This window comes from Streptomyces sp. NPDC044003 (assembly GCF_056435185.1).
Map to the genome: position 1 here is coordinate 821,422 of NZ_JBWKFA010000001.1, position 26,992 is coordinate 848,413.

At 73.1% G+C, this 26,992-nt stretch carries 30 protein-coding genes; 14 read left to right on the forward strand and 16 right to left on the reverse strand.

Annotation, left to right across the window (positions count from 1 at the left end; genetic code table 11):
* Positions 1–23: 23 nt before the first annotated feature.
* On the reverse strand, positions 24–2,894 hold the full coding sequence (locus tag AC07AW_RS03740) for an AfsR/SARP family transcriptional regulator (protein WP_478813876.1): 2,871 nt from the start codon (positions 2,892–2,894) through the stop codon (positions 24–26).
* Positions 2,895–3,157: 263 nt separating this feature from the next.
* Between AC07AW_RS03740 and AC07AW_RS03745 the strand changes: the two genes are divergently transcribed.
* The gene (locus tag AC07AW_RS03745; protein WP_478813877.1) at positions 3,158–3,688 is read left to right on the forward strand and encodes a helix-turn-helix domain-containing protein; all 531 of its coding nucleotides are present in this window, start codon (positions 3,158–3,160) and stop codon (positions 3,686–3,688) included.
* Positions 3,689–3,717: 29 nt separating this feature from the next.
* Here the strand turns inward: AC07AW_RS03745 and ilvA are convergent, their stop codons facing one another.
* Positions 3,718–4,947: a threonine ammonia-lyase gene (gene ilvA, locus AC07AW_RS03750; RefSeq protein WP_478813878.1), complete on the reverse strand. Its 1,230-nt coding sequence runs from the start codon at positions 4,945–4,947 to the stop codon at positions 3,718–3,720.
* Positions 4,948–5,096: 149 nt separating this feature from the next.
* On the opposite strand from ilvA, the gene AC07AW_RS03755 reads away from it, so the two are divergent.
* The 3 genes from AC07AW_RS03755 to AC07AW_RS03765 all read left to right on the forward strand — a co-directional run bounded on the left by AC07AW_RS03755 (position 5,097) and on the right by AC07AW_RS03765 (position 6,413).
* On the forward strand, positions 5,097–5,618 hold the full coding sequence (locus AC07AW_RS03755) for a MarR family winged helix-turn-helix transcriptional regulator (protein ID WP_478813879.1): 522 nt from the start codon (positions 5,097–5,099) through the stop codon (positions 5,616–5,618).
* Between the two features lie 76 nt (positions 5,619–5,694).
* Positions 5,695–6,165 (forward strand): sigma factor-like helix-turn-helix DNA-binding protein, encoded by a 471-nt coding sequence (locus AC07AW_RS03760; RefSeq protein ID WP_478813880.1) that lies wholly within the window; start codon positions 5,695–5,697, stop codon positions 6,163–6,165.
* Positions 6,162–6,413 carry a hypothetical protein gene (locus AC07AW_RS03765; protein WP_478813881.1) on the forward strand — a complete coding sequence of 84 codons (252 nt, stop codon included), beginning with the start codon at positions 6,162–6,164 and terminating at the stop codon, positions 6,411–6,413. The genes AC07AW_RS03760 and AC07AW_RS03765 overlap by 4 nt, the downstream gene beginning before the upstream one ends.
* A 34-nt stretch (positions 6,414–6,447) precedes the next feature.
* Here AC07AW_RS03765 and AC07AW_RS03770 read toward each other — a convergent pair whose 3' ends face one another.
* Positions 6,448–7,602: a cystathionine gamma-synthase gene (locus tag AC07AW_RS03770; protein WP_478813882.1), complete on the reverse strand. Its 1,155-nt coding sequence runs from the start codon at positions 7,600–7,602 to the stop codon at positions 6,448–6,450.
* Between the two features lie 72 nt (positions 7,603–7,674).
* Between AC07AW_RS03770 and AC07AW_RS03775 the strand changes: the two genes are divergently transcribed.
* The 5 genes from AC07AW_RS03775 to msrA all read left to right on the forward strand — a co-directional run bounded on the left by AC07AW_RS03775 (position 7,675) and on the right by msrA (position 13,562).
* On the forward strand, positions 7,675–8,781 hold the full coding sequence (locus AC07AW_RS03775; protein ID WP_478813883.1) for a hypothetical protein: 1,107 nt from the start codon (positions 7,675–7,677) through the stop codon (positions 8,779–8,781).
* Positions 8,782–8,921: 140 nt separating this feature from the next.
* Positions 8,922–10,613 carry a M48 family metallopeptidase gene (locus AC07AW_RS03780; protein WP_478813884.1) on the forward strand — a complete coding sequence of 564 codons (1,692 nt, stop codon included), beginning with the start codon at positions 8,922–8,924 and terminating at the stop codon, positions 10,611–10,613.
* Between the two features lie 56 nt (positions 10,614–10,669).
* On the forward strand, positions 10,670–11,743 hold the full coding sequence (locus AC07AW_RS03785; protein WP_478813885.1) for a hypothetical protein: 1,074 nt from the start codon (positions 10,670–10,672) through the stop codon (positions 11,741–11,743).
* On the forward strand, positions 11,740–12,867 hold the full coding sequence (locus AC07AW_RS03790; protein ID WP_478813886.1) for a hypothetical protein: 1,128 nt from the start codon (positions 11,740–11,742) through the stop codon (positions 12,865–12,867). The genes AC07AW_RS03785 and AC07AW_RS03790 overlap by 4 nt, the downstream gene beginning before the upstream one ends.
* A 32-nt stretch (positions 12,868–12,899) precedes the next feature.
* Positions 12,900–13,562 carry a peptide-methionine (S)-S-oxide reductase MsrA gene (msrA, locus tag AC07AW_RS03795; protein WP_478813887.1) on the forward strand — a complete coding sequence of 221 codons (663 nt, stop codon included), beginning with the start codon at positions 12,900–12,902 and terminating at the stop codon, positions 13,560–13,562.
* 8 nt (positions 13,563–13,570) lie between these two features.
* On the opposite strand, the gene AC07AW_RS03800 is transcribed toward msrA, so the two are convergent.
* Both AC07AW_RS03800 and AC07AW_RS03805 read right to left on the reverse strand, forming a co-directional pair.
* Complete coding sequence (locus tag AC07AW_RS03800; protein WP_478813888.1) at positions 13,571–13,708, reverse strand: hypothetical protein; 138 nt, start codon at positions 13,706–13,708, stop codon at positions 13,571–13,573.
* A gap of 60 nt (positions 13,709–13,768) precedes the next feature.
* Positions 13,769–15,094, reverse strand: coding sequence for an AfsR/SARP family transcriptional regulator (locus AC07AW_RS03805; protein ID WP_478813889.1), 1,326 nt, complete (start codon positions 15,092–15,094; stop codon positions 13,769–13,771).
* Between the two features lie 117 nt (positions 15,095–15,211).
* On the opposite strand from AC07AW_RS03805, the gene AC07AW_RS03810 reads away from it, so the two are divergent.
* A complete protein-coding gene (locus tag AC07AW_RS03810; protein WP_478813890.1) occupies positions 15,212–15,721 on the forward strand; it encodes a hypothetical protein in 510 nt (169 codons plus the stop codon).
* Here AC07AW_RS03810 and AC07AW_RS03815 read toward each other — a convergent pair.
* Both AC07AW_RS03815 and AC07AW_RS03820 read right to left on the reverse strand, forming a co-directional pair.
* Complete coding sequence (locus tag AC07AW_RS03815) at positions 15,714–16,061, reverse strand: DUF1330 domain-containing protein (protein WP_478813891.1); 348 nt, start codon at positions 16,059–16,061, stop codon at positions 15,714–15,716. The two genes, AC07AW_RS03810 and AC07AW_RS03815, sit on opposite strands and share 8 nt — an antisense overlap.
* A 99-nt stretch (positions 16,062–16,160) precedes the next feature.
* Positions 16,161–17,213, reverse strand: a complete 1,053-nt coding sequence (locus AC07AW_RS03820; RefSeq protein ID WP_478813892.1) for an NAD(P)-dependent alcohol dehydrogenase — start codon at positions 17,211–17,213, stop codon at positions 16,161–16,163.
* Between the two features lie 128 nt (positions 17,214–17,341).
* Here AC07AW_RS03820 and AC07AW_RS03825 point away from each other — a divergent pair, with 128 nt between their 5' ends.
* Positions 17,342–18,208 carry a helix-turn-helix domain-containing protein gene (locus tag AC07AW_RS03825; RefSeq protein ID WP_478813893.1) on the forward strand — a complete coding sequence of 289 codons (867 nt, stop codon included), beginning with the start codon at positions 17,342–17,344 and terminating at the stop codon, positions 18,206–18,208.
* A gap of 110 nt (positions 18,209–18,318) precedes the next feature.
* Here AC07AW_RS03825 and AC07AW_RS03830 read toward each other — a convergent pair whose 3' ends face one another.
* Together AC07AW_RS03830 and AC07AW_RS03835 are read right to left on the reverse strand one after the other, a co-directional pair.
* Positions 18,319–19,587: a L,D-transpeptidase gene (locus AC07AW_RS03830; protein WP_478813894.1), complete on the reverse strand. Its 1,269-nt coding sequence runs from the start codon at positions 19,585–19,587 to the stop codon at positions 18,319–18,321.
* A gap of 182 nt (positions 19,588–19,769) precedes the next feature.
* Entirely contained in the window at positions 19,770–20,108 is a 339-nt protein-coding gene (locus AC07AW_RS03835; protein ID WP_478813895.1) for a hypothetical protein, read from the reverse strand.
* A gap of 111 nt (positions 20,109–20,219) precedes the next feature.
* Between AC07AW_RS03835 and AC07AW_RS03840 the strand changes: the two genes are divergently transcribed.
* Entirely contained in the window at positions 20,220–20,489 is a 270-nt protein-coding gene (locus tag AC07AW_RS03840) for a hypothetical protein (protein WP_478813896.1), read from the forward strand.
* 99 nt (positions 20,490–20,588) lie between these two features.
* Here AC07AW_RS03840 and hutH read toward each other — a convergent pair whose 3' ends face one another.
* The 4 genes from hutH to AC07AW_RS03860 all read right to left on the reverse strand — a co-directional run bounded on the left by hutH (position 20,589) and on the right by AC07AW_RS03860 (position 23,806).
* On the reverse strand, positions 20,589–22,130 hold the full coding sequence (gene hutH, locus AC07AW_RS03845) for a histidine ammonia-lyase (protein ID WP_478814382.1): 1,542 nt from the start codon (positions 22,128–22,130) through the stop codon (positions 20,589–20,591).
* A gap of 388 nt (positions 22,131–22,518) precedes the next feature.
* Positions 22,519–23,004 (reverse strand): SRPBCC family protein, encoded by a 486-nt coding sequence (locus AC07AW_RS03850; protein ID WP_478813897.1) that lies wholly within the window; start codon positions 23,002–23,004, stop codon positions 22,519–22,521.
* Positions 23,001–23,363: an ArsR/SmtB family transcription factor gene (locus tag AC07AW_RS03855; protein ID WP_478813898.1), complete on the reverse strand. Its 363-nt coding sequence runs from the start codon at positions 23,361–23,363 to the stop codon at positions 23,001–23,003. The genes AC07AW_RS03850 and AC07AW_RS03855 overlap by 4 nt, the downstream gene beginning before the upstream one ends.
* The gene (locus tag AC07AW_RS03860) at positions 23,360–23,806 is read right to left on the reverse strand and encodes an SRPBCC domain-containing protein (RefSeq protein WP_478813899.1); all 447 of its coding nucleotides are present in this window, start codon (positions 23,804–23,806) and stop codon (positions 23,360–23,362) included. The genes AC07AW_RS03855 and AC07AW_RS03860 overlap by 4 nt, the downstream gene beginning before the upstream one ends.
* Before the next feature lie 255 nt (positions 23,807–24,061).
* Between AC07AW_RS03860 and AC07AW_RS03865 the strand changes: the two genes are divergently transcribed.
* Positions 24,062–24,592 (forward strand): hypothetical protein, encoded by a 531-nt coding sequence (locus AC07AW_RS03865; protein ID WP_478813900.1) that lies wholly within the window; start codon positions 24,062–24,064, stop codon positions 24,590–24,592.
* 227 nt (positions 24,593–24,819) lie between these two features.
* Here the strand turns inward: AC07AW_RS03865 and AC07AW_RS03870 are convergent, their stop codons facing one another.
* Positions 24,820–25,245 (reverse strand): PaaI family thioesterase, encoded by a 426-nt coding sequence (locus tag AC07AW_RS03870; RefSeq protein ID WP_478813901.1) that lies wholly within the window; start codon positions 25,243–25,245, stop codon positions 24,820–24,822.
* An 81-nt stretch (positions 25,246–25,326) separates the two neighbouring features.
* Here AC07AW_RS03870 and AC07AW_RS03875 point away from each other — a divergent pair, with 81 nt between their 5' ends.
* The gene (locus AC07AW_RS03875; protein ID WP_478813902.1) at positions 25,327–25,662 is read left to right on the forward strand and encodes a hypothetical protein; all 336 of its coding nucleotides are present in this window, start codon (positions 25,327–25,329) and stop codon (positions 25,660–25,662) included.
* A gap of 65 nt (positions 25,663–25,727) precedes the next feature.
* Here the strand turns inward: AC07AW_RS03875 and AC07AW_RS03880 are convergent, their stop codons facing one another.
* Positions 25,728–26,393: a class I SAM-dependent methyltransferase gene (locus tag AC07AW_RS03880; RefSeq protein WP_478813903.1), complete on the reverse strand. Its 666-nt coding sequence runs from the start codon at positions 26,391–26,393 to the stop codon at positions 25,728–25,730.
* A gap of 77 nt (positions 26,394–26,470) precedes the next feature.
* Positions 26,471–26,941, reverse strand: coding sequence for a glycine-rich domain-containing protein (locus tag AC07AW_RS03885; RefSeq protein ID WP_478813904.1), 471 nt, complete (start codon positions 26,939–26,941; stop codon positions 26,471–26,473).
* Between the last annotated feature and the right edge of the window lie 51 nt (positions 26,942–26,992).

The following is a 26,992-nucleotide window of genomic DNA, read 5'->3' on the forward strand; positions in this document are numbered from 1 at the left end:
ATTTCGGGCGTTTCCTCACGATCCTAGGATTTCGGAGCGGCTCCCGCCCAGTGAATCTCCACAAGCCGTCGGCGCAGCTCCACGGCCCTGCCCGCGTCGCCGACCCGCTCCATGCCGAGCAGCGCGCTCTCCCAGCAGGCGACGGCCTCGGCCGGTTCGCCGAGGTCGGCGAGGGCGTCCCCGAGACCGGACAGCGAGACCGCCTCGCCGTGCAGGTCCCCTCCCTGGCGCTGGAGGACGAGCGCGCTCCGGTACGCCTCGACCGCCTCCGCGGGGCGGCGGGCACCGCGCAGGACGTCGCCCCGGATCCGCAGGCCGATGGCGAGGCTCACCCGGTCGCAGGTCGCGCGCTGCGTCCGCTCCGCCTGGTCGAGCACGGCCAGGGCCTCGTCGTGGCGGCCCAGGTTGGCCAGCGCGTCCGCCATGTTGTTCCTGGTCGCGGCGCTGTCGGGCTCGTGGACGAGGGCCTGCCGGTAGCGGCGGAGCGCGGACCGGTGGTCGCCGAGGTCGGTCCAGCAGGTGCCGATGTTGCTGAGGACGGACCCGAGCTCACGGTCCCGGTCCGGCTTCCCCTCGTGGATGCGGAGCGCCTGACGGTAGTACTCGATCGCCTCGTCGGGGCGGCCCGCCTGGATCCGGCCGTTGCCCAGACCGTTCAGCATCCACGCCTCGGCCCGTTCGTCCCCGGCGGCCCTGGCCGCCGCGAGGCCGGTGGTGTGGGTGGACTGCCAGTCGTCGCTCCGGCCGAGCCTGACGTACGCCCAGAGGGAGGCCGCCACCTTCCACGCGAGGGCGTGGAGTCCGGCCCCGTGCGCCAGAGCCACTCCGGCGACCAGCAGCTCCCGCTCCCGCTCGCACCAGGCGTAGGCCTCGTCGTAGCCGGCGAAGGGGGCACGCCCCGCTTCCGGCCGCCGGCCTTCGGGCCCCTCGCCTTCCGGCCCCTCGCCGAGGGGTACGCGGCGGGCCGAGGGCGCGAGGCGGGCGGTGGCCGCGTCGGCGCCGCGCAGGCACCAGGTGACGAGGCGCTCGACGGCCCGCAGCCGCTCGCCCTCGGTGTCGGTCTCCTTCGCGAGCTCCCGCGCGAGCGCCTGGACCAGGCAGTGGAACTGGTAGCGGCCCGGCGCGGGGGACTCCAGGAGGTGGGCGTCCACGAGCGCCTCGAGCCAGTCCTCCACACCCAGCTCGTCGCAGCCGAGGAGGGCCGCGGCCGCCTCGACGCCGAACGCCACGCTGGGCATCAGCCCGAGCAGCCGGAACGCCCGCGCCGGACCGTCCGGACCCGCCGGCTCCTGGAGGAGGAGCTCGTAACTCATCTGGAGCGCCGTGCGGACGTGCAGGTCGTCGGCGTACAGCTCGCGCAGGACACGGCCGTGGTTGTTCAGCCGGTGGGCCAGGTCCTGGACCGACCAGGCGGGGCGGGCGGCGAGACGGGAGCCCGCGAGGCGCAGCGCCAGCGGCATCCCGCCGCACGCGCGCAGCACCTCCGCCGTCGCCTCCGGCTGCGCCGCGACCCGCTCCTCCCCGACGATCGAGGCGAGGAGCCGGTGGGCCGCGTCGTCCGGGAGGGCCCCGAGGTCGATCCGTACGCCCGGGAAGCTGACCAGCCGGCGGCGGCTGGTGACCAGGACGGCGCTGCCCGCCGCGCCCGGCAGCAGGGGCCGTATCTGGGCGGCGTCGCCCGCGTCGTCCAGGAGGATCAGCATCCGTCGGCCGGCGACGAGGCTGCGGAAGAGCGCGCTGCGGGCCTGCACCCCGTCCGGCACCTCCTCCGGGGCCACGCCGAGGGTCCGGAGGAGCAGCCCGAGGGCGTTCTCGGGGGTCATGGGCATGGTGGTCACCCCGCCCAGGTCGAGGAAGACCTGCCCGTCGGGGAACCGCTCGCGGATCCGGTGCGCCGCCTGCACCATCAGGGTCGTCTTGCCCATGCCGCCACCGCCGGAGACCCGGTGGACGAGGACCGTCGCGCCCTCGGGGCGGTCGGTCGCGGCGAGCTCGCCGACGATCCGGGCGAGCTCCTCCTCCCGGCCGGTGAAGTCGGCGATCGCCGACGGCAGCTGGTGCGGTACGCGCGCAGTGGCGGCGCTCGTGCCGGCGCCGGCGGCGGTCGGCGGCTCCTCGGGCTCCGACGCGGGCACGGCGAGCGAGGGGTCGAGCCGGAGGATGCGCCGGTGCAGCTCCACGAGCCCGGGCTCCGGGTCGACGCCCAGCTCGCTGCGGATCGTGCGGCGCGCGGTGTCGTACGCGAGGAGGGCGTCGGCCTGCCGTCCGCTGCGGTGGAGCGCCAGCATCAGCTGGCCGTGGAAGGTCTCCCGCAGCGGGTGGGCGGCGACGAGTTCGGCGAGTTCGGCGGCGATGCCCTGGTGGCGGCCCAGGTGGAGATCGGCCTCGTAGCGCCACTCCAGGACCTGCAGTCTGGCCTCTTCGAGGCGCCGGACGAACGGTCCGCGCTCGGTGTCGGGCAGGGCGATGCCGGAGAGCGGCTCGCCGCGCCACAGGGCGAGCGCCGAGCCGGTCAGGGCCTCGACGGCGGTCCAGTCCTTGGCGAGTCTCGCGGCGCGCGCCCGGCAGAGTAAGTCGTCGAAGAGGGTGACGTCCAGCTCGTCCTCGCCGACCCGCAGACGGAAGCCGAGGGGGGCGACCTGGATGCGGGACTCCGTCTCGCCGTCGGCGTCCAGGACGCGCCGGAGGCGGGCGACGTGGTTGTGGAGCGAGGCGCGGGCGGTGGCCGGAACCGACTCCCCCCACATCGCGGCCTTCACGGTGTCCCAGGACACCAGGGAGTTCGGCCGCATCAGGAGCACCGCGAGAAGGGCCCGCGCCTTCGGCGTCCCGACCGGCCGGGGTGCGCCCCCGGCGTCCTCCACGACGAACGAACCCAGCAGCCCGAATCGCACGGCGCCCCTCCCCCCGGGGCCTGTCCGACAGGCCCTTGCCGTTCACCGGCCGCCAGGCAGGTGATCCGACGGACGCATCGTAGGCCCGGGACGGCCGGAACGTGACGGGGTTTCGCATGGTGGGCGCGGCGGCCCCGTCCGGGCCGTCCCGGCGTCCCGGACGGGGGTCCGGGACACCCGTTGGCGTGCTGTTGGCGGGCCGTTGGTCCCGGGGGTGATGCTGGGGTCCTGGCACGGAGTACGACGACGACGGGGAGCTTGAGATGGCGGTCGGCGCACACGGCACGGGCAGGACCGGCGGGGCGAACGGGACGGGAGAGACGGGCGACCGGGAGTGCTCGGGGTGCGGCGGCGGTGACGCGACGACGCCCTGGGACGAGCTGGCCGCCGAGATGCGCCGCATCAAATGCGCCACCGAGCTGAGCTACGGCAAGCTCGCGCAGCGCACCCACTACAGCCGCTCCTCGTGGGAACGGTTCCTGAACCGGAAGCAGTTGCCGACCCGGGTCGCCGTCGAGGAGTTCGCCGCGGCCGCCGGGACGGACCCGCGCCCGCTGCTGCTCCGCCTGGAGCGCTCCCTCGCGCACGAGACGGCCGCCCGCGCGGCAGCCGCCGCCCACGCGCGCGTACGGGGCGGGGAGCCGGTGCTCGTCCCCGTGATCCCGGTCCCCCGGCGGGCGTCCGGGAGGCCGGACCTCGGCCGGCCGCTGGGCCTGATCGCGGCGGGGGCCCTGGTCGGCGGCGGCCTGGTGAGCGTCCTCAGCAGGGCGGCCCAGCTCCGTAAGGGCAGGTGAGACGGGGGAGGCGCGGACGCCGGCGCGGCTCAGCCGAGCACGGTGTACCCGGCGTCCCGCAGCGCCTCCTCCACCTCCCGGCAGTGCTCGGGGCCCTTCGTCTCCAGGTGCAGCTCGACCTCCGCCTCCGTCAGGCCGAGGCGCGGATCGGTCCGTACGTGGCTCACGTCCAGGACGTTCGCGTCGACGACCGTCAGGACCGCGAGCAGGGTCGCGAGCGCCCCCGGCCGGTCCGTGACACGCAGCCGCAGGCTCAGGTAGCGGCCCCCGGCGGCCATGCCGTGCCGGAGGATCCGCTGGAGCAGCAGCGGGTCGACGTTCCCGCCGGAGAGGACCGCCACGACCGGGCCCCGGAAGGACGTGGGGTCGGTGAGGAGGGCGGCCACGGGGCTCGCGCCCGCCGGTTCGACCACGAGCTTCGCCCGCTCCAGGCAGAGCAGCAGCGCCGAGGAGAGGGCGTCCTCGGAGACGGTACGGACCTCGTCGACGTACTCCTGGATCAGGGCGAACGGCACGTCGCCCGGGCGTCCGACCTTGATCCCGTCGGCCATCGTCACAGGCGACTCGATCACCACCGGGTGCCCGGCGGCCAGTGAGGGCGGGTACGCGGCCGCGCCCTCCGCCTGGACGCCGATCACCTTCACGTCCGGGCGCAGCGACTTCACCGCGAGCCCGATGCCGGCCGCGAGCCCGCCGCCGCCGATGCCGACGAGGACCGTCCGCACCTCGGGGCACTGCTCCAGGATCTCCAGGCCGACCGTGCCCTGACCGGCGATGATGTCGGGGTGGTCGAAGGGGTGGATGAAGACCGCGCCGGTCTCGCGGGCGTACTCCTCCGCCGCCGCGAGCGTCTCGTCGACGACGTGGCCGTGCATCCGGACGTCCGCGCCGTACTCCCGGGTCGCCGCGACCTTCGGCAGCGGGGCGCCGACCGGCATGAAGACGGTGGCGTGCACGCCGAGCAGCTTCGAGGCGAGCGCGACGCCCTGCGCGTGGTTGCCGGCGGAGGCCGCGACCACCCCGGCCGCCCGCTCCTCGGGCCGCAGCCCGGCGATCCGTACGTACGCCCCGCGGAGTTTGAACGAACCGGTCCGCTGGAGGTTCTCGCACTTGAGGTGGACCGGGGCTCCCACCAGCGAGGACAGATGGCGGCTGCCTTCCATCGCCGTCATCCTGGCCACCCCGGCCAGCATCTTCTGCGCCCCCCGCACGTCGTCGAGCATCAGCCGGTGCAAGGGGTGTGGCATACGGAAGCTCATGACACCAAGTCTCGCAGCTCACGGCCCCCGTGGCCGCCCGGCGGCCGGGTCCCCGAACGGGTTTGCGCAGCGCCGGTACGGACCCCGGCGGGGCCGCGTACTCTGTCCCCCACCGACCGACCACCCCCGCACGAGAGAGACCCACAGCCATGCCCACATCTCAGGACATGACGACTGAGCTCGACCCCGGTCTCCTCGATGCCCTCCAGCACCAGGTGGCCGTCTTCGCCCGCCGCGCCGAGCAGACCCGCCTGGGCGGCACCGGCCAGCTCCGCAACTCCATGGACCGCGCGGCCTACCTCCTCCTCAACCGCCTCGACCAGGAAGGGCCGATGGGCGTGAAGGCGCTCGCGGCGGGCATGGGGATCGACTCCTCCACGGTGACCCGTCAGGTCGCCCCGCTCGTCGACACCGGCCTGGTGAAGCGGACCTCGCACCCGGAGGACGGGCGGGCGGTCGTCCTCCAGCTGTCGCCGCGCGGTCTCGCGCGCCTGGAGGAGGTCCGCTCCTCGCGCCGCCAGCTGATGGCCGAGGTCACGGAGGGCTGGACGCCGGCCGAGCGCGAGTCCTTCTGCACGCTGCTCACCCGCTTCAACACCGCCCTGTCCGCACGGCAGTCGGCGCACACGGGCCACCCGCCGGCCGCGACGGAGTCCGGGACCACCGCCTGACGGACCGCCCGCGCGAGCGGGACCGAGTCCGCGCAGACCTCTTGACCCCGCACCCGCGCTGTCCTCAGATGAGGAGGTGCGAGAGCAGCAGCGCGGACGGGGCGCCGAACACGCCCGCCGCACCCGGGAGTTCGAGGCGTTCGTGGCCGGGGCCGCGGGCCGGCTGCTGCACTCCGCGACGCTGCTGACCGCCGAGACCCGCGCCCGCAACCCGTACGCCCAGGCCCTGCTGACCGACGCCCTCGCACACACGTACGCGGTGTGGGACCGGCGGCACGACGAGGACCCCTACGACCTCGCGCGGCGCGAGCTCGCCGCCCGCTTCGCCCGCACCGCCTGGCGGCACCACCGCGGCCAGGGCGGGGTGCTCGCCGTGCTCTCCCCGCAGGAGCGGCTCGTCGTCGTGCTGCGGCTGTACGAGGGGGTCGCGGAGGAGCAGGTCGCGGCGCTGCTCGGCCTGCCCGAGGCCCGGGTCCGCGCCGTGTGCGCCCGCTCGGTCGCCACGCTCAGGGCCGCCCGGCGGGGCGCCGCGGGGGCCGCCGCGTGAGCCGGTACGAGGACAAGGAGGAGGCGGTCCGGCGGCTGCTCGACACCCCGCACCCGCCGGTCCCCCGCGACCTGGCGCTGCGGGCGGCCGAGCGCGGGGCCCGGCGGCGCGAGCACGCCCGGCGGGTACGGCGCGTGCTGTGGGCCCTGGGAGCGGTCGCCGTGCTCGCCTTCGTGGTGTGGGCGTCGATGACCCACCCGTGGGAGGTCCCGCCGGCGGAGACGACCCCGCCGCTGGAAGGCTGGTGACGGCCGGGAGCCCCGACCGTCACCACAGGTGCCGCTAGCCCAGCGCCTGGCGCAGGTCGGCGAGCAGGTCCTCGACGTTCTCGATGCCCACCGAGATGCGGACCAGGTCGGCCGGGACCTCCAGGGCGGAGCCCGCGACGGACGCGTGGGTCATCCGGCCCGGGTGCTCGATGAGGGACTCGACGCCGCCCAGCGACTCACCGAGGGTGAAGAGCTTCGCCCGGTTGCAGACCTCGACGGCCGCGTCCTCGCCGCCCTGCACGCGGAAGGAGATCATGCCGCCGAAGGAACGCATCTGCTTGGCCGCGATCTCGTGCCCCGGGTGCTCCGGGAGACCCGGGTACAGGACCTGGGTGACCTTCGGGTGCTGGGTCAGCATCTCGGCGATCTTCTCGGCGTTCTCGCTGTGGCGGTCCATGCGCACGGCGAGGGTCTTGATGCCGCGCAGCACGATCCACGAGTCGAACGGACCGGCGACCGCGCCCATCGCGTTCTGGTGGTAGGCGAGTTCCTCGCCGAGCGCCTCGTCCGCGGTGACCAGGGCGCCGCCGACGACGTCGGAGTGGCCGCCCATGTACTTGGTGAGCGAGTGCACGACGACGTCCGCGCCGAGCGCCAGCGGCTGCTGGAGGTACGGCGAGGCGAAGGTGTTGTCGACGACGAGCTTCACGCCGGCCTGACGGGCGACGCCCGCGACGGCCTCGATGTCGGTGATGCCGAGGAGCGGGTTCGACGGGGTCTCGACCCAGATCAGCTTCGTACGGTCGTTGACGGCGGCGCGCACCGACTCGATGTCCGAGGTGTTCGCGACGGAGAAGTCCACGCCCCAGCGCTGCACGACCTTGGCGAAGAGCCGGAAGGTACCGCCGTAGGCGTCGTTCGGGATGACCACGTGGTCGCCGGGCACGAGGAGCGTGCGCAGCAGGCAGTCCTCGGCGGCGAGGCCCGAGGCGAAGGCGAGGCCGCGGCGGCCGCCCTCGAGGGCCGCGAGGTTCTCCTCCAGGGCGGTACGGGTCGGGTTGGCGCTGCGGCTGTACTCGTAACCGCCGCGCAGCCCGCCCACGCCGTCCTGCTTGTAGGTGGACACCTGGTAGATGGGCGGGACGACCGCGCCGGTCAGCGGGTCGGCGGTGTTGCCCGCGTGGATCGCGCGGGTCTCGAAGCTCTGATGGGAGTGCTGGTCGCTCATGGGTCAGGAGCGTAGTGCCGTACGCCGCCCACCGCTTCGTTCGTCTCACCGGGTGTCCTGGACAATGGACACATGGACATTCTCTGGCTCCTGATCGCGCTCGGCCTGCTCTTCGGCGTCCTCGGTCCCTTCGTGCTGCGCCGCCGCGGCGGAGGGATCCGTCAGGTCGAGCCGGGGTCGCCGGACGCGGCGGACCCGGAGGCGTACGGCTTCGTGCGGCAGGAGGACCAGGACGTGCGGCTGCCGGGCGCCGACGACGAGCTCCTCCACGTCCTCGACGTCGTCCAGGCCACCCAGGACTGGCGGCCGGCCTCGCGGCTGCTCGCCGCCACCGGCGCGGACGGCGAGGTGCGCTGGCAGCGCGTCCAGGCCTTCGCGGGCGCGGCCTCCCTGGAGCTCCAGGAGCGGCCGGGCGTCGGCGGGGCGTGGCTGCGGACCTGGCGGGCGGAGGCGCCGAAGGACGCGGGCGGCGCGGCGGTCCACGCCGAGTTCCTGGTGCAGCAGGCGTGGCGGTCGTCGTCGGCCGGCACGGACGACTTCCGGATCATCCTGGAGGAGGCGCTGAAGGTCACCGAGGAGGCGGCTCTCCTCGCCCCGGGTGACCCGGTCCCCTACATCACCCAGCTGGCCGTGGCGCGTGGACTGGGGTACGGCCACGAGCAGTTCGACCAGGTGTGGGCGAAGGTGATCGACCGCGCGCCGGAGCACATGGGGGCGCATCTGGCGGCGCTGCACTACTGGTGCGAGAAGTGGCACGGTTCGCGCGAGGAGGCCGACCACTTCGCGACGACGGCCGCGGCGCGCGCCCCGCGGGGTTCGCTGCTCGCCGCGCTGCCGCTGTTCGCGGTGTTCGAGAACCGGCCGGAGTTCGTGCTCGGCACGGACTTCTACCGGACGGCGGTGGTGTCGAAGGCGATGGACGGCGCCCTGTACGCGGTGCACTCGGCCCGCGCCGACGACCCGATGCTGGCGCACGTCCGTCACCTGCTGGTGTGGTTCCTGGTCCCCGCCGAACGCTTCGCGGAGGCGATGCACCAGCTGGTGCGCGTGGACGGACACGTGGGCGCGCTGCCGTGGACGCTGAGCGAGGACCCGGCGGCCGGGTACACGGTCTTCCGGAACATGGCGGTCGCGGGCTACGAGGCGAACGGCGGCAGCCCGGCGACACTGCCCCGCTGAGCCCCTCGGACAGCCCTCCACCTGCGTAAACCCCCCGGAATCCGGGTGGACGGTGTCCGCCCCCGTGGGCCATAATCCGGGCTCCCCCCACCTGCTCGTACGATGATCGTCACGCCTTTCCCGTGGGGGGAATCTGCCCGATGGGCGCCACTCTGCGCGCGCTGCGCGCCCTCGTCCTGCTCGCCGGCTTCCATCTGCTCGGCCTCGTCCTGCTCGCCCTGCTCGGCGCGCTGGACTGGGTGGCCTGGCGGTGGGCTCCGGCCGTGTGGGCGCTCAAGATGTACGCCGTCAGCTTCGTGCTCGCCGTCCCCGTCGTCCGCGGCATGCTCATGCTCCGCACCCCCCGCGACGAGGGCGTCGCCGGTGTCCCCGTCACCGAGGCCGAGGAGCCCCGGCTGTGGGCGGCCGTACGGGAACTCGCCGCGCTCGTCGGGACCCGGGCGCCCGACGAGATCCGGCTCACCGCCGACATGAACGCCGCCGTCACCGAGGACGCCCGCCTCCTCGGCCTCCTCGGCGGCACCCGCCGCCTCTACCTCGGACTCCCCCTGGTCGCCGGCCTCTCCGAGGCCCGGCTGCGCGCCGTACTCGCCCACGAGCTCGGCCACTACGCCCACTCCGACACCCGGCTCTCCGGCATCACCGAACGCAGCCGCCTCCACGTCGCCCGCACCGTCGGCCGGTTCGAGGAGAAGTCCGGCCTCAAGGTCGCCAAGGAACGCGCCCGGCAGGAACGGAAGTCCGCCCGGCGGGTCGCCAAGGGCAAGGCGGCCAAGGAGGTCGACACCACCGGCGTCGGCTTCACCTACCGCGTGATGGCCCGGATCTACACGGCGTACGGCCACTTCTCCATGCGCGCCACCCGGAGCGGCTCCCGCCGCCAGGAGATCGCCGCCGACCTGGCCGCCGCCCGCATCGCGGGCCGTGACGCCACCGCCTCGGCGCTGCGCGCGCTCCCGGCGCTCGACACGGCGCACGAGTTCTACCTGAGCTCGTACGCCACCCTCGGCGTCGAGTTCGGGATGCTGCCGCCGCACGGGGAGGTCTTCGGCGGGGTACGCCACCTGCTGGACGCCCGCGCGGAGGAACTGGCGGGGATGCGCGCCGACCTGCCCACCGAACCCGCCACGCCGTACGACTCGCACCCGCCGACCGCCGAGCGCGTCGCCACGATCGAGGCCCTGCCCGACGACGGCCGGGCGGCGGAGCGGGGCCGCCCCGCCTTCGCCCTGTTCACCTCGCCCGAGGAGGCCCTGCGCGCGGTCGAGGACGCCACCCTGACCCCGGAGGCCCTGCGGATGCGCCGCCTCGACTGGCCGGACCTGGTCCACGAGTCGATGACGGCGAGGTACGTACGGGACACGGAGGTGTTGCGGGAGGCGCTCGGGGAGACGGCGGGGACGGACGGAGTCGACGGGGCGGACGACTTCGGCGGGGCCGACGAGGCCGGCGTGTCCGGCCGGACCGAGGCGCCCGGCGGGCCCGGCCGGGCCGATCTGCTCCGGCAGGACATCGAGGCGTTCCTCGACGCCGTCGACGCCGGTACCGTCTGGGGCCTCGTCGACCGGCTGCCCCGATCCGAGGAGGCCGCCGCCGCGACCGGCCGGGCGGCCCGCGAGTTCGCCCGCTCCTCGCTGCGGCGCGAACTCGCCCGCCTCCTGACGACCGCGCTCGCCGTGGACGGCCGGGCCCGCTGGCAGCTCTCCTGGTCCGCCCCCGCCTCCCTGCTGCTGCCCGACGGGTACGCCGAGGAACTCCCGGCCGCCCTGGACGCGGCGATCGCGGACCGCCCGGACACCGAGCGGCTGCGCAAGCTGCTGGCCGCCGGCTGACCGCCCGTACCCCTCACCGAACCCCCGCTCCCACCCCCCGTACCGAGGAAGCACCCATGGCCCGTCTCATCCCCCTGATCGTGATCGCGGTCTCCGTCTACTTCTGGTGGAAGTCCCGCCGGGCCCGGACGCAGAACGCGCCGACCGCACCGCAGGAGCGCGTCTCCGCCCGCGCCCTCGAACTCGGCTTCCTGCCGGAGGACCGGCTCGACACCGAGCGCAGCCGCCCCCGCGAGCCCCACGTGGCGGCCGCTGTCGCCGCCGCCCGCGCCGGGGACTTCGCGCCCGCCGCCGCCCTGCTCGCCGACACCGTCGACGGCCCCGACTGGGAGCTCCGCACCGGACTGATCGGCGCCCTCGGCGATGTCGCCGTCGACGACGACGCCTGGCTGACGGCGTGGGAGCAGGCCGACCCGGAGAACCCGAGCGCCGCCGCCGTCCGCGCCTGGAGCACCGTCGGCCTCGCCGGGCAGCTGCGGGGCTCGGCGCGCGCGTCCGAGACGAGCCGCGAGCAGTTCGACAACTTCCACCGGATGATGGCCCGCGCCGACGAGGAGATCGCGCGCGCCGCCGAGCTGAACCCGGCCGACCCGACCCCGCTGATCAGCGGCATCTGGGTGGCGCTGTCCCTCGGCGCCCCGCACGAGGACATGCGGCAGCTGTGGAAGCGGATCGAGGCGCGGGCCCCGCACCACTACGACGCCCACTTCGCGGCGCTGCAGTACTGGTGCCAGAAGTGGCGCGGCTCCGTCGAACTGGCCACCGCGTTCGCGGAGGGCGCGGCGGCGGCCGCCCCGCGCGGCAGCCTGCTGACCGTGCTCCCGCTGATCAGCTGGTACGAGCACGAGTCCTTCGGTCACACGGACCGGGGCTTCACGGGACCGGAGGTGTCGGCCCTGGTCGACGCCCTCGCGGCGGACGTCGCGGCGGCGCCGGCCGGCCACCCGCACCTGCGGGAGGCGCGTCTGCTGCTCGCCTGGTACCTGGTGCGGCTCGACCGGCACACCGAGGCGCTGGAGCAGTTCCGGATCGTGGACGGCTTCATCGGCGCGTTCCCGTGGAACTACCAGGCCGACCCGGCGGGGGCGTACGTCCGGGCCCGCGAGAAGGCGATCGACGGCGCGTCGTGACCGTACTGCTCTGGGTCGTCCTGACCCCGCTCGCCCTCTGCGTGGCCGCCGTCGCCCTCGTGTTCCTGATCGCGATCGTCCGCGGCCTGGCCCGGGACGTGCGCACGGATCCGGGCGTCGGGGAAGCCGCCGCCCGTGTCGCCGCGCTCGGGCTGCTGCCCGCCGAGCGGCAGCACACCGAGCTCGCGGGCCCGCGGCCGCCGGCCCTCACCGTGGCACTCGCGGCCGCCCGGGCCGGCGACTGGACGCCGGCCGCCGAGCTCCTCGACGCGGCGGCGGAGGCCGGCGACTGGGAGGGCCGCACGGCGCTCTGCGAGCGGCTCGCGGACCTGGCCGCCGAGGAGGACGGGTGGCTGCGGGCCTGGGAGGAGGCGCGGCCCGCCGATCCCGGGGCGGCCCTGGTGCGGGCGCGCGGGACGGTGTTCCTGGCGTGGAACGTACGGGGCGGGCAGCCGGACGAGGACACCACGCCGGAGCAGGCCGAGGGGTTCCGCCGCGTCCTGGCCCGCTCCCGGGCGGAGCACACGCGCGCGGTGGCCCTGGCGCCGGCCGACGACCCCTCGCCGTACGTGGGCGAGATCTGGACGGCCCTCGGCCTCGGCCTGCCCCACGAGGAGCTGCGGCGGCTCTGGGGCGAGGTCGCCGACCGGGCGCCGCACCACTACGAGGCGCACTTCGCGGCGCTGCAGTACTGGTGCGGCAAGTGGTGCGGCTCGGCGGAGCTCGCGCAGGCCTTCGCGGTACGGGCGGCGGCGGAGGCCCCGCCGGGCAGCCTCCTGACGGCGCTCCCGCTGATCGCCCACTTCGAGCACGACACCTCGGACTCGGCGGACGTCGACCGGACCCCGGAGATGTACGCGGCCGTGGACGCGCTCCTCGCGGACGTGGCCGCCGCCGACCCGGCCCACCCGCGCCTCCCGGAGGCCCGGCACCTGCTGGCCTACTACCTGTGGCTCCAGGACCGGCACACGGCGGCGATGGAGCAGTTCCGGCTGGTGGACGGCTACGTCGGCGCCCTGCCCTGGCGGTACAAGTCGGACCCGGCGGAGGAGTTCTGCCGGGCCCGCGACGACTGCGCGGGGCACGTGCCGGACGGGGAATCCCACCCGCCCGCACGGCGTTGACAGGACTGCCGAACGTCGAGGAGAGATGCAGCATGTTCCTGTCCCGCACCCCCGTCCTCCCCACCCCCGAGCAGGCCCTGCCCGGCCGCGCGGAGCCGGATTTCTCCGTCCCCGAGCGCCACACCGTGCTCGGCAACCCGCTCCTCGGCCCCTACCCGGCGGGCCTTGAGGTCGCCGACTTCGCGCTGGGCTGTTTCTGGGGCGCCGAGCGCAAGTTCTGGCAGACCGAGGGCGTCTGGACGACCCTCGTCGGCTACCAGGGCGGCTTCACGCGGAACCCGGCGTACGAGGAGGTCTGCTCGGGCCTGACCGGGCACACCGAGGTCGTCCGCGTCGTCTTCGACCCGTCGAAGGTCTCGTACGAGTCGCTCCTGAAGCTGTTCTGGGAGTCCCACGACCCCACCCAGGGCTTCCGCCAGGGCAACGACGTGGGCACCCAGTACCGCTCGGCGGTCTACACCCACTCCCCCGAGCAGGCCGCCACGGCGGAGGCGTCCCGCGCCTCCTATCAGAAGGTCCTGACGGCCTCCGGCTACGGCGAGATCACCACGACGGTCCTCCCGGCCGACGAGACCCGCCCGTTCTTCCCGGCGGAGGCCTACCACCAGCAGTACCTGGACAAGAACCCGGCGGGCTACTGCGGCATCGGCGGCACGGGCGTCTCCTGCCCGATCGGCGTGGCGAAGGCGGAGTAGGGCCGTTCTCAGCGCTCGGAGCGGCCCGGCACCAGCAGGAACAGGGCCGCGCCGGCGCCGAGCGACCAGCTCGCCACCCACAGGAGCGCCCCGTTCCCGCCACCCCTGTTCCCCCCTTCGTCGCCGGTGACGGTAGGCCGCACCACGGGTCGGCGGCATGCCGGGCTCCGGCGGTGTTCGGGGCCTCCACACCGCGGACTCCGCGCTCACGCCCCGCAGGTCGCCAGTGAGCACCAGCGGCGGCGGCCGGTCGTGTCCAGGAAGAGCCAGCCGCAGTCGTCGCTCGGGCAGGCGCGGAGGGTGAGGCGGCGGGGGTCGGCGAGGAGGTCGGCGGCGGTGCGGGCGGTGGCGAGGACGGGGAGCCGCAGGCCCGTGGCGGGCGGGAGGCGCCAGTGCGCGAGGCCGTCCTCGTCGAGGTCGAGGACGGCGGCGCGGGCGGCCGCCTCGGCGAAACCGGCGACCGTACGGAAGGCGCGGAGGTCGGCGGGGTCCGTCAGGCAGGCGTAGAGGGCCGTGCGGAAGGTCTTGGCCTCCGCCAGGGCTTCGGCCGCCTCCGTCGGGTGGGCGGCCGCCGTGGTCAGGAGGCGGTCCACCGCGAGGTCGTCGGTCAGGGCCAGGTGACCGGCCCAGACGGCCAGGGTGCGGTAGGTGCGGAGCCAGTCGGAGCCGGGGACGGCGGGGGCGCGGTGCCAGCCCGCGTACGTGTTGCAGAACTCCAGGGCCGGGTGGCCGCCGGTGGACCAGGGCAGCCACTCCTCGCGGACCCGGACCGCGTAGAGCGGGGCCGGCGGGCGGTCGAGGCGGGGGTCGGCGTTCAGGATGCGTTCGTGGAGCGTGGTGAGGGCCGGTCCCGGTTCGATGCCGAGTTCGGTGACCAGGTGCTCGCGGGTGGCGCGGTGGAGTTCCAGCGCCTCCGTCTGCCGGCCGGCCCGGTAGAGCGCCGTCATGTGGGCGGCCACCAGCCTCTCCCTGCCGGGGTGTTCGCCGGCGAGCGGGGTGAGGTCGGCGAGGACCCGTTCGTGGAGGCCCATGGTGAGCTGGGCCTCGGCGCGCTGTTCAAGGGCGGTGAGGCGGAGTTCGGCGAGCCGGCCGCCGAGCCGGTCCCGCTGGGTGTCGTCGAGGGTGTCGGCGAGGAGCGGGCCGCGCCAGAGCGCGAGGGCCCTGTCGTGGCAGCGGACCTGCTCCCCGGGGTCGGCGGCGAGGGCGGCCCGGCCGGCGAGGTCGAGGAACTCCCGGACGTCCACGGTGTGTTCGGTCACGTCGACGGCGTAGCCGTCGTGGCGGGTCTCCACGGTCACGCCGTACGGCTTGAGCGCGGCCCGCAGCCGGCCGACGTACGTGTGGAGGGTGGCGCGGGCGCCGTCGGGCGGGGCGCCGTTCCACAGGAGGTCCGCGAGCCGGTCGGTGGTGACGGGGCGGCCCGCCTCCAGGAGGAGGACCGCGAGCAGGCACCGCTCCTGGCGGCGGCTGCCTAGCCGCACGAGCAGCCCTTCGTGGCGGGCCTCGAAGTGGCCGAGCAGGGTGAAGTCCATGGCCGGACACCCTAGGGCGCCGGCGGTCAGGATGTGGTCAGGATGTGGTCAGGGGGTGGGGAGAGGCTTGCGCCCGTTCCGCTCGATCTCACCGCTCGATCTCACCGAGGAGTTCCCGTGAAGCGACGTATTCTCGTTCCTCTGGCGGCCGTTGGCGCCCTGCTGACGGTCACCGCCCCCGCCGGCGCCTCCGAGTCCACCGGCGGCTGGGAGCCCGCTCCCTCTCCCTCCTGGTCCTATCCGGCCGGTGCCCGCTGCGACTTCGCCGTCCAGGGTTCGCCCGTGGTCGACGAGGTCGTGCGGCGCACCCTCGCCACGTACGAGGACGGTACGAAGCTCGTCGAGTACAAGGGCGAGCTCGTGGTCCGGGTCGTCAACTCCGCGACCGGCGCCTCGTACGACGCGGACGCGAGCGGCCGCGCGGTGGTCGAGATCCGTCCGGACCGCTCCCAGTCCTGGTACGTCGTCGGGCCGATCCTCGCGGGCTTCGGCGAGGGCGGCGGGAACGTTCCGCGCGGCCTCTACACGGTCGACGGGGCCTACACCCTGGAGGTCTCCCCCACCGGCTACAAGACGCTGACCCTCCTGCACGGCTCGACCGACTCCCTGTGCGCGAAGGTCAGTTGACGGCGGCACGGAGTTGGGCCACCCTCACGGCCGGCGTGTAGCCCTCGGGGACCCCGTCGATCAGGAGGAGGTCGCCGGGCATGTGGCGGGTGCGGAGGGGGATCAGGGCCTGGTAGGGCTCGGAGTCGTACCACGCGCGGGCGTCCTCGTACGTCGGGAAGGCGACGATGACGAGGCCGCCCGGCCAGCTGCCCTCGCGGACCTCGCGGGCGGGTGCGCCGTGGACGAGGAAACGGCCGCCGAAGGGGTCCAGGGTGGACTGGACCTGCTCCATGTAGGTCAGGACCTCGTCGTGGATGCCGGACGAGGGGTACAGGTTCGCTATCGCGTATGCGGTCATGGGAACAGCGTGCCGGGGCACGGCGTCCGGGTCGATTACCCCGGACGTCATGCCCCGGCCGCCGGCCCCGGCCGGCCGTACCGCGTGACGCGTGACGCGTCAGATCGTCGCCGTGTCGATCACGAAGCGGTAGCGCACGTCGCTCTTCACGACCCGCTCGTACGCCTCGTTGATCTGGTCCGCGCGGATCAGTTCGATCTCGGCGCCCAGGCCGTGCTCGGCGCAGAAGTCGAGCATCTCCTGGGTCTCGGCGATGCCGCCGATCATCGAGCCCGCGAGGGTCTTGCGGCCGCCGATGAGGGAGAAGAGGCCGACCTTGACGGGCTCCTCGGGGGCGCCGACGTTCACCAGGGCGCCGTCGGTCTTGACCAGACTCAGGTAGGCGTTGAAGTCGAGCGGCGCCGAGACGGTGGAGATCACCAGGTCGAAGGAGCCGGCGAGCTTCGCGAAGGTCTCCGGGTCGGAGGTCGCGTGGAAGTGGTCGGCGCCCAGCTTCAGGCCGTCCTCCTGCTTGCGCAGCGACTGGCTGAGGACGGTCACCTCGGCGCCGAGCGCGTGGGCGATCTTGACGCCCATGTGGCCGAGGCCGCCGAGACCGACGATCGCGACCTTCTTGCCGGGGCCCGCCTGCCAGTGGGCGAGCGGCGAGTACAGGGTGACGCCGGCGCAGAGCAGCGGGGCGGCCTCGTCGAGGCCGATGCCCTCGGGGATGCGGAGGGTGTAGTTCTCGTCGACGACGATGTGCGTGGAGTAGCCGCCGTAGGTCGGCTCGCCGTTCTTGTCGAGGGAGTTGTACGTGGCGGTGCCGCCCGTGACGCAGTACTGCTCCAGGCCGCGCAGGCAGTACTCGCACTCCCGGCAGGAGTCGACGAAGCAGCCGACGCCCACCCGGTCGCCGACCTGGAACTTCGTCACGCCGGGGCCGACCTCGGCGACGATTCCGGCGATCTCGTGGCCGGGGACCATCGGGAAGATGCCCTCGCCCCAGCCGTTGGTGGCCTGGTGGATGTCGGAGTGGCAGATTCCGGCGTACTTGATCTCGATGAGGACGTCGTGCTCGCCGACCGGCCGGCGCGGCACGGTGGTGCGCTCCAGCGGGGCGTTGGCGGCGGGTGCGGCGTACGCGGGGACGGTGGTCACGTTCGTGGTCATGCGTCCAGCGTGCCGAGGCGCGCGGACCGTACCCAGCCACCTGTTCTGCCTACGACCGGCATGCCTACCACTGGCAGGGTCAGGAACGTCCGTCCGTCCGCGCGGCCCGGCGGCGATAATGGGGCGGTATGGACCTCAGTGCAGAACTCAGCGAATTCCTGCGCTCCCGGAGGGCCCGGCTGAAGCCGCAGGACGTGGGTCTGCCCGAGTTCGGGCGGCACCGGCGGGTGCCGGGGCTGCGCCGTGAGGAGCTGGCGCAGCTGGCCGGGGTGTCCGTGGCGTACTACACCCGGCTCGAACAGGGCAACGGGCGGAACGTGTCCATGGAGGTGCTCGACTCGATCGCGCGGGCGCTGCGGCTGAGCGACACCGAGCGGGCACATCTGACGCATCTGGCGAAGCCGACGGTGAAGAAGCGGCAGCGGGCGGCGATCGCGCGCCCGCAGCGGGTGCGGCCGGGGCTCCAGCACCTCCTGGACGCGATGGACGGGCTGCCCGCCTTCGTCCTTGGCCGCCGGGGCGACATCCTGGCCTGGAACCGGATGGCGCGGGCCCTGATGGGCGATTTCGAGGCCTGGGAGCCGGGTGACCGGAACATGGCCCGGATGATCTTCCTTGATCCGAACGCGCGCGATCTCTACGTCGACTGGGAGTGCAAGGCGACCGAGGTCGTGAGCGTGCTGCGGCTGTACGCGGGCTGCTACCCGGACGACAAGGAGCTGCTCGCGCTGGTCGGCGAGCTGTCGGTGCGCAGCGAGGAGTTCCGCTCGCTGTGGGCGGCGCACACGGTGACCGACAAGGGGCACGGGCAGAAGCGGCTGCGGCATCCGCTGGTGGGCGAGATGACGCTGTCGTACGAGTCGCTGAAGGTGGCCGGGGACGATCCGGACCTGGTGCTCGTGACGTACCACGCGGAGCCGGGGACGCCCTCGGCGGACGCGCTGCGGCTGCTCGCGCAGTGGGGCGTGGACGAGCCCGTGGACGTAGGGAAATGACGTGAGGGCCGGAGATGACGTGAGGGGCCGGGACATGACGTGAGGGCCGGGACATGACGTGAAGGGCCCCCTCCCGGTGCGGGAGGGGGCCCTTCACGTCGGTGTGCGGATCAGACGGCCGAGCCGGCCTTCCACTCCGACCAGCTCATGTTCCAGCCGTTGAGGCCGTTGTCGGGCTTGATCGTCTTGTCGTTGGAGTTCTTGACGACGACGACGTCACCGATCATCGAGTTGTCGAAGAGCCAGGCGGCCGTCTGGTTCGGGTCGCCGGCGCCCTTGACGTCGGCGAGGCCGACGCAGCCGTGGCTGGTGTTCACGCTGCCGAAGATCGACCGCGCGCCCCAGTAGTTGCCGTGGATGAAGGTGCCGGAGGTGGACAGGCGCATGGCGTGCGGCACGTCCTTGATGTCGTACTCGCCCTTGCCGTCGTCGTCGGTGAAGCCGACAGTGGCGCCGTTCATCCGGGTCTCCTTGAACTTCTCGGAGATCACCATCTGACCGTTGTAGGTGGTGTTGTCCGGGGAGCCGGCGGAGATCGGGATGGTCTTGATCGTCTTGCCGTCCTGCTTGACCGTCATGGTCTTGGTGGCGACGTCGACGGTCGAGACCTGGTTGCGGCCGATCGTGAAGGTGACGGTCTTCTGCTGGACGCCGAAGACGCCGTCGGCGCCCTCGACGCCGTCGAGGTCCAGCTTCAGCGTGACGGTCGAGCCCTCGGTCCAGTACGCGTCGGGGCGGAAGTCCAGGCGCGTCGAGTTGAACCAGTGGCCCACGACCTCCTGGCCGGAGCTGGAGGAGACCGTGATGCCGCCCTGGACGGCCTTCTTGTCGGTGATCGCCTTGTTGAAGTTGATCGAGACCGGCATGCCGACGCCGACGGTCGAGCCGTCCTCGGGCGTGAAGTTGCCGATGAAGCTGTTGGCCTGCGAGACGGTGGTGAACGAGGAGTTCTCGTGGGCCTCCAGGCCCTCCGCGTCGGTGGCGGTGGCGGCGATCTTGTAGACCGTGGCGCGCTTGAGCGGCCCGCTCGGCTTCCAGCTGAGCCCGTCGGCCGCTATGTCGCCCTTGACCTCGACACCCTCGGCGGAGGTCATGGTGACCGCGGTGAGCTTGCCCTCGGCCACGGTGACCTTGGCGTCGTTGTTGATGGAGGCGTTCTGCGCGCCGTTCTTCGGCGAGATGGTGATCTGCGCCTTGGAGGTCTTCTGCGCGGCCGCCTCGTCGACCTGGGCCTGTGACTGCGGCGTCGCGGAACCGGAGGCGCTGCCGTCCTTGTCCCCGTCGTTGCACGCCGAGAGCACGAGTACGCCACCGAGCACCGCGGCCGCGGCCGCCAGGCTCCTGCGGCGCTTGCCGACCGTCATCACACGCTTCTCCATCGTCGCCGGTTCCCTGCCAACATCTTCTATGAACGCCCATGACACCCTGTCCGGTTCCGTGACCGGAGGGTTTGTGGGGAACACCACTGATCCACACGCGCGGGCGGAGCGTCCGGTTCCCGGTGCCACGGAAAGGCCCCGGGACGGCGTCCCGGGGCCCGTGAACCGGTCGGATACCGGCCCTACCGCTGGTCGTCGTCTTCCCCGGCACCATCTTCCTCGCCGAGGTCCCACTCCAGCGCATCGGGGTCGTAATCGATCTCCTCGCTGGACCAGGAGGCCTGGACCATCTCGATGCCGGGGACGTCGCGGATCAGGTCGAAGGGCTCGACGAGGTAGGCGAGCGCCTCGGCGCTGTCCTCGCGCGCGGCCTCGCGCGCCTGGACCCGCTCCTCCTCGGGCATGAACTCGTCGCCGTCGATCCGGGCCTCGGCGGCCTCGGTCAGTTCGGCGGGTCCGTCGATCTCCAGGACGACATCGACGCGAAGGCGGACATAGCGTGTGGTCTCAGATGTGCTCATGGGTCGGAGCGTAGGGGTCCGGGGGGTCTCGGCTTTCCCGCGACCCGCTGTGTTCCGTAGCATCGGCGCACCGCACAATTCGCGGTTTCCGCAAGGGGGATCGAAATTTCCGTGTCCGCCGCCCGACGCCCACTGCTGACCGCCACCGCCGCGGGGACGCTGCTGTGCGCCCTGTGGTTCGTGCCGTCCGCGAACGCCTCCGACGAGCAGGGCGGGGCACGCATCGGGGTGACCCAGGACGCCCCCCTCATGGAGGACGGACGCCTCGCCGAGACGGGGGGCCGGGACACCACGCCGTATCTGCTCGGCGGGACGGGTTTCCTGGGGGTCGGGGCGGGTTTCGTGGCGCTCGCGATGCGGCGCCGGGGCCGCGCGTTCTGACGGAGTACGCGTACGCGTGAAGGGCCGCCCCCCGGTGTCCGGGAGGCGGCCCTTTTCCAGCGAATCGTTACGCCGGCGAATCGCTACGTCGGCGAATCGTTACGCCAGCGGGCCGGTGACCGGCTCCACGGCCGCGACCAGCTTCCCCTCGCGTACGAAGGCGTCGGCGGCGGCCAGGTCGGGCGCGAGGAACCGGTCCGGGCCCGGGCCCTCGACGCCGGCCGCGCGCAGGGCCTCGATGGCGGCCTGCGAGGCGGGCGCGGGGGTCAGGCCCGCGCGGAGCTCGACGCCCCGGGTGGCGGCGTACAGCTCGACCGCGATGACACGGTTGAGGTTGCCGATCGCGGTGCGCAGCTTGCGGGCGGCGGACCAGCCCATGGAGACGTGGTCCTCCTGCATCGCGGAGGACGGGATGGAGTCGGCGGAGGCCGGGACGGCGAGCCGCTTCATCTCGCTGACCAGGGCGGCCTGCGTGTACTGGGCGATCATCAGGCCCGAGTCGACGCCGGCGTCGTCCGCGAGGAACGGCGGGAGGCCGTGCGAGCGGTTCTTGTCGAGGAGCCGGTCGGTGCGGCGCTCGGCGATGGAGCCGAGGTCGGCGGCGGCGATCGCGAGGAAGTCGAGGACGTACGCGACGGGGGCGCCGTGGAAGTTGCCGTTGGAGCGGACCTCTCCGCTGGAGAGGACCACCGGGTTGTCGACGGCGGCGGCGAGCTCGCGCTCGGCGATGAGCCGGGCGTGGGCCATGGTGTCGCGGCCCGCGCCGGCGACCTGCGGGGCGCAGCGCACCGAGTAGGCGTCCTGGACGCGGGGGGCCTCGCCCGCCTGGGCGTGGCCGGTGAGGCCGGAGCCCTTGAGGACGGCCAGCATGTTCGCGGCGGAGGCGGCCTGGCCGGGGTGCGGGCGGATGGCGTGCAGCTCGGGCTCGAGGACCTTCTCGGTGCCGAGGAGGGCTTCGAGGGAGAGCGCGGCGGTGATGTCGGCCGACTTGTAGAGCGTGTCGAGGTCGGCGAGCGCCATGATCAGCATGCCGAGCATGCCGTCGGTGCCGTTGAGGAGGGCGAGGCCCTCCTTCTCCTTGAGCTCGACGGGCGCGATGCCGGCGGCGGCGAGGAGCTCGCCGGCGGGCTTGAGGACGCCGTCGGGGCCTTCGGCGTCACCCTCGCCCATGAGCGCGAGGGCGCAGTGGGAGAGCGGGGCGAGGTCGCCGGAGCAGCCGAGGGAGCCGTACTCGTGGACGACCGGGGTGATCCCGGCGTTGAGGACGTCGGCCATGGTCTGGGCGACCTCGGGGCGGACGCCGGTGTGCCCGGAGGCGACGGTCTTCAGGCGGAGGAACATCAGGGCGCGCACGACCTCGCGCTCGACGCGCGGGCCCATGCCGGCGGCGTGCGAGCGGACGATGTTGCGCTGGAGCTGGGCGCGGAGCTCGTGGCTGATGTGGCGGGTGGCGAGCGCACCGAAGCCGGTGGAGACCCCGTAGACCGGCTCGGGCTTGGCGGCGAGCGCGTCGACGATGTCCCGGGCGGCGGCGAGGGCGCGTACGGCCTCGGTCGACAGCTCGACGCGGGCGCCGTGGCGGGCGACGTCGATGACGTCCTGCGGGGTCGTGCCGGACGTGCCGAGGACGACTGTCTGCATATCCATATTCAGCACCCTACGGATTGAAGACCGACATGTCACTAGGTGAATTCGTCACTGCCCCGACACGGGGTGGCCCCTTACCGCGTACGACCCCGCACCTCCGGGCTTCCAGTCTGCCGCGACGGAGCGCCGACGGCGCAGGAGAGGGCGCCGGACGGGGCGGGGAGGGACGTGGAGGACGGGGCCGCGGACGGGCGGGGAAGGGTGCGGAAGACGGCGCGCCGCGGACGGGGCCGGGAGGGGCGCGGAAGACGGCGCGCCTTGGACGGGCGGCGAGGGACCGCACGGGCGGCGCCACGGACGGGGCGGCGAGGAGCGCGGAAGACGGCGTCGCGAACGGGCGGCGCAACCCCTTCGGAGGGGGCGCCGCCCGGCCGGCCGCCGGTCACCACGGTTCGGGCAGGCCCTCCCCCGTGGCGATCAGGCTGCGCAGGCTGCCGTTGACGTAGTGCAGCCAGGCGGTGGAGCAGGCACCGAAGCACTCGACGTCCGGCACCAGGCCGACATGGGTGAACCGCAGCTCGGTGCCGCCGTCCACGGGCGCGATGTCGAACACGATCTCGCTGCCGGTCCACTCCTCCGGCTCCGAGACGAAGGACAGATGACTGTCGGTGACCCGCCAGACCATGCGGCGGCCCGGCTCGAACGCGACCACTCGCTGGACGCTGCGGTGCTGGGGCGGGTGCCGGTAGGTGAACTCGGCACCCAGCCCGTCGGCGCTCCCCTCGATCTGCCCCGTCCACCAGGCGGGAACGTCCTGAACGGCGGCGAAGACCTCGTCCGGCGACTGCGCGACGGTGTACGACGTCGTGTAGCCACGCCCGCCGGAAGTCTCCGCACCACGACCGCTCGTCGATTCCTGTGTGCTCATGACTGCTCGACCCCTTGCTTCTTCGCGTCGGAGGCCTGCTGGATGCGCTCGGAGATCCGCTTGATCCGCCGCAGGCGGGCGTCCCAGGCCGCGCCGACGGCGGACAGCTGGGCGACAGCGCGGGCGAACTGGGCCTCGTCCACCTCGTACCGCCGCTCGCGCCCGGCCGGTGACACGCGCACCAGGCCGACGCGGTCGAGCACGCCCAGATGCTTGGCGACCGCCTGCCGGGTGACGGGCAGCCGCTCGCTGAGCGTGGTCGAGGTGCCACCACCGTCGGCGAGGAGCAGGTCGAGTATCCGGCGGCGGGTCGGGTCGCCGACCGCGGACCAGAGGTCGTCGTCGATGACGGTGTTCATGGCCGCACACCCACCTTGGCGGCGTACGAGACGAGGCGCGGGAGGAAGTGGTCCCAGCCGCGCACATGATCGAGGTAGGCGTCCTCCAGCACGGCGGCCTCCCACCCGCGCTCACGGAACCCGGTCTCCTTGAAGCGCAGCAGGGTGCCGTCACCGGAGGGGGCGAGGTCGAAGGCCACCAGGTACGAGTTCGTGTCGGTGGCCGGGGCCTCGTCGTACGCCCAGCGGAACACGAACCGGCGGGGCGGGTCGGCCTCCACGACGGTGACCGGTGCGGTCCCCTTGCCGTCGAAGGTGATCACGCCGGTGCCACCGGGGACCGGGTCCAGCTCGGCGTCGTCGGGCCACCACTCCCGCAGGTGCTCGGGAGAGCTGATCACCTCGTAGACCACCTCGGGGGCGGCGTCGATGCGGAGCTCGCGCTCGATGCTTCCGTACTCCATGGGACTCCCCTAGCCTTACGCAACCAACGGTTGCATATCAACGTACTCGACACCCTACGATCGCGCAACCTTTAGTTGCGCAAACCGGGGCCTGGGGCGCGGCGAGGGGGCAGGGGTCGGCCCGCCGGGAGGGTCAGACCGCGTGCGTCCGCGCGTACGCAACATCTCTGTGTGCATGAGCTCTTGTCGCTGTGCGTCGACAGCCCACGCAAGGGCGGGGCCCGTGCTGAAGGCGGCGGTGGCATGATCCGGCCCATGGATCAGCTCCCGTACTCGATCGCATGGCTGTCGCAGTGGCATGGCGAGATCACGGACGCGGTGAGCTCCTTGCTCTCGACGTTCGAGGAGACCTACGGCTACGAGCCGGGCAGGAACGAAGTCCGGCTCGCCGGCCGGGAGGACTGTCTGGCTGCCCGTGACTACAGCCAGGAGGTCCTGGGATTCGAGGATCTGCTGACGTTCTACGAGCAGATCGGGGAAGTGGTGCTGCCCGACGTGGGCAACGGCTGTTTCGTCCACTCGGCGCGCGAGGTCCTGGACCGGCTCGCGCAGGAAGGGCCCGTCTCCCTTCCGGAAGCCGACGACCCCCAGGGGATGGTCATCGCTTCGAACGGTGGGGGCCTCCTGTACGTCGCCGACTGGGGCGGCGCGATCCACCGTTCGCGGGCCGCGTCCCTGGACGACGGGGAGTTCGACAAGGTCGCCGACACCCTGCCGGAGTTCCTCGATCACATCCGTCGCCACGTCGTCCGCTTCGTGGAGACGGGCACGACCGGCGACCTGTAGCGATGGCCTGCGGTGGTCGCCGGGCCCGTCCTGATCACCGGTAGGTTCGTACCGACGAGGTCTGATCCATCCGAGTGAGTGGCGGATGCCGCAGTGCTCACGCTGCCGGAGGTCGCCGACGATCCGTCGACCCTGACACGCCGCCTGGCGCCGGATGACGATGCGTACGTGGCGCGCGGTCGCTCGACATGATCCTGGACCTCGATGCGCCGCGCGGGCCGCGCTGACTACGGGGCGCCGGAGACGGAGATCGTGCCCTGGGCGATCGCGCAGAGCGTCTCGTCGCCGTCGGAGTCCAGCATGAACAGCTCGCAACGGCAGACGACCCGGCTGCGGCCGGGTCGTACGACCTCGGCGCGGGCCCGGAGCGTCTCGCCACGGGCCGGACGCAGGTAGTCGATGGTGAACCCGGCGGTGAGCAACCCGGCGCCGGCGACGGTTCCGGCGGCGAAGGTGAGCGCGTTGTCGGCGGCGTAACTGAGGACACCGCCGTGGAGGAAGCCGTTCTGCTGGCGCAGTTCGTCGCGGGCGTCGAGCTCCAAGACGGCGACCCCCTCCCCGAAGGCCGTCAGCCGGGCGCCCAGGTAGGTGCTGAAGGGCTGCGCGGCCAGCACCTTCTGGGCGAGTTCAAGATCAGGGGCGTTGGCGTTCATCCGACCTCACTTCACTAAGGGGTGTCCGGTAGATAATCAGCGACTTGGGGGCTTGGGACAGCCCCTCGAAAGGGAACCATCGTGGGCGTCGAAATAGAACTGCATGCCGGCCGGCCCGCCCTGGACTGGGATCGATCCAGGACGACTCTGATCCGTGGGTCGTACGAGCACGGCGACGCGCTCGCCGACGTGTTGCTCGGCATGGACGAAAACCATCGGGGCGGCCTCGGGCGCGTGGATCCGTACGGAGACACGCTGTTCAACGAACAACAGGCGCAAGCAGCGTTGCGGGAGGTGCCCGACCTGCTGCAGCAGTGTTCCGGACCAGCACAGACGGCGGCCGTCCTCGACCTTGAGGGGCTGCTGCGGTCCTGTTCGGAGACCCCCGGCGGCTACCTGTGGTTCGTCGGCGACTGATCATCCGGTGGTTTCGCGGAGCCGGAGGGTGAGCGACGCGAGGTAAGGCCTGATCGGGCCTGCCGTCACGCGAAGCCCCGCACGAGGAGCGTCCCGGTGCGCTTGCCGGCCGGGGGCGCGATGACTTCGGCCGTCACGTGCGTGAACCCGGCCCGTTCGAGAAGGTCCGCCCACGCCTCCGGCTCGTAGTCCCAGCGCTTCACGTACAGCGGCTCCGCGCCCTTCTCCGGCGGCTGCATCTGCGATGCCTGAGGCCCGTAACAACCGCTCAGGGCGGGAGGGTTGTGGGAGAACGCGTACACGCCACCGGGCTCCAGGCGGGCACGCACGAGCGGCAGCAGCACGGAGGGATCGGTGAACCACGCGGCACCGAAGACCGAGAAGACGGCCGCGTACCGATGACGGTCAGTCGAGAGGAAGCCCTCCGCGGCCCCCCGACGCACATCCAGGCCGGGCCAGCGCTCACGGGCCTTGGCGAGCTGCACAGGGGAGATGTCCACGCCGACCGCGTCGGCGCCGATGGCGGCCAGATGGGCAAGGTTGCTGCCACTCCCGCAACCGAGATCAAGCACGCGCGCGCCCGCGACAACACCGAGCGTCCTCTCGTCCGGTCCGTGATCCGGCCACTGCGTCCAGTTGAACCAGGTCTCCGCGCCGGCGGCGTTCCGATCCCTGCGGCCGCCCTTCGAGGCGCCCCACACATCCCACGCCCTGACGTCCTGCTCGCGCACGCCGTACCCCTTCTCCCCGCGCAGCCCCGCCCCCGGCCCGCCGGACGACCGGAGACGGGGAGGCTCGCGGAACTCTCCTACTTCTTGCCGCCGGCAGGGCTGTCGGTGCAGCCCTGGTGGCACTGACTGCACTCGGCCGCCTCGGGCCACAGCGCCCCGTCCACGGCGAATCCTGCCGCACGGATCGCCGTCAAGGTGCGGTTCCGGACGGCCTCCGGCCCACCGGTCTCCGCCGCGTCGGGCACGCCCGGGTGGTGATGCAGGAACCGGCCCGCGTGCCGGTCGCAGAACTCCTGGTACGCCTGCGTACGGAGCAGGAAGGCGTGCCAGCCCCGGTCCACCTGATCGGACGGCGACAGCGGCGCGTCCGTCGTCGTCCCCGCGATCAGGAATGCGACCGTCTGGCCGATGATCCTCTCGGCCATAACCCGGCTCGTACCGGGATGTGCCTTGATCACGTCAGCAGTCAGGGCCTTCCACACCTCACGGGGCAGGAACGCTCGGGGCTCGGTGTGGTGGATCGAGGGATGCTCAAGCGCGATGGTCACTGAATGTCCTTCGTCTCGGCGGAGCGCTGCGGGCCGCAGCGCGGGCACACG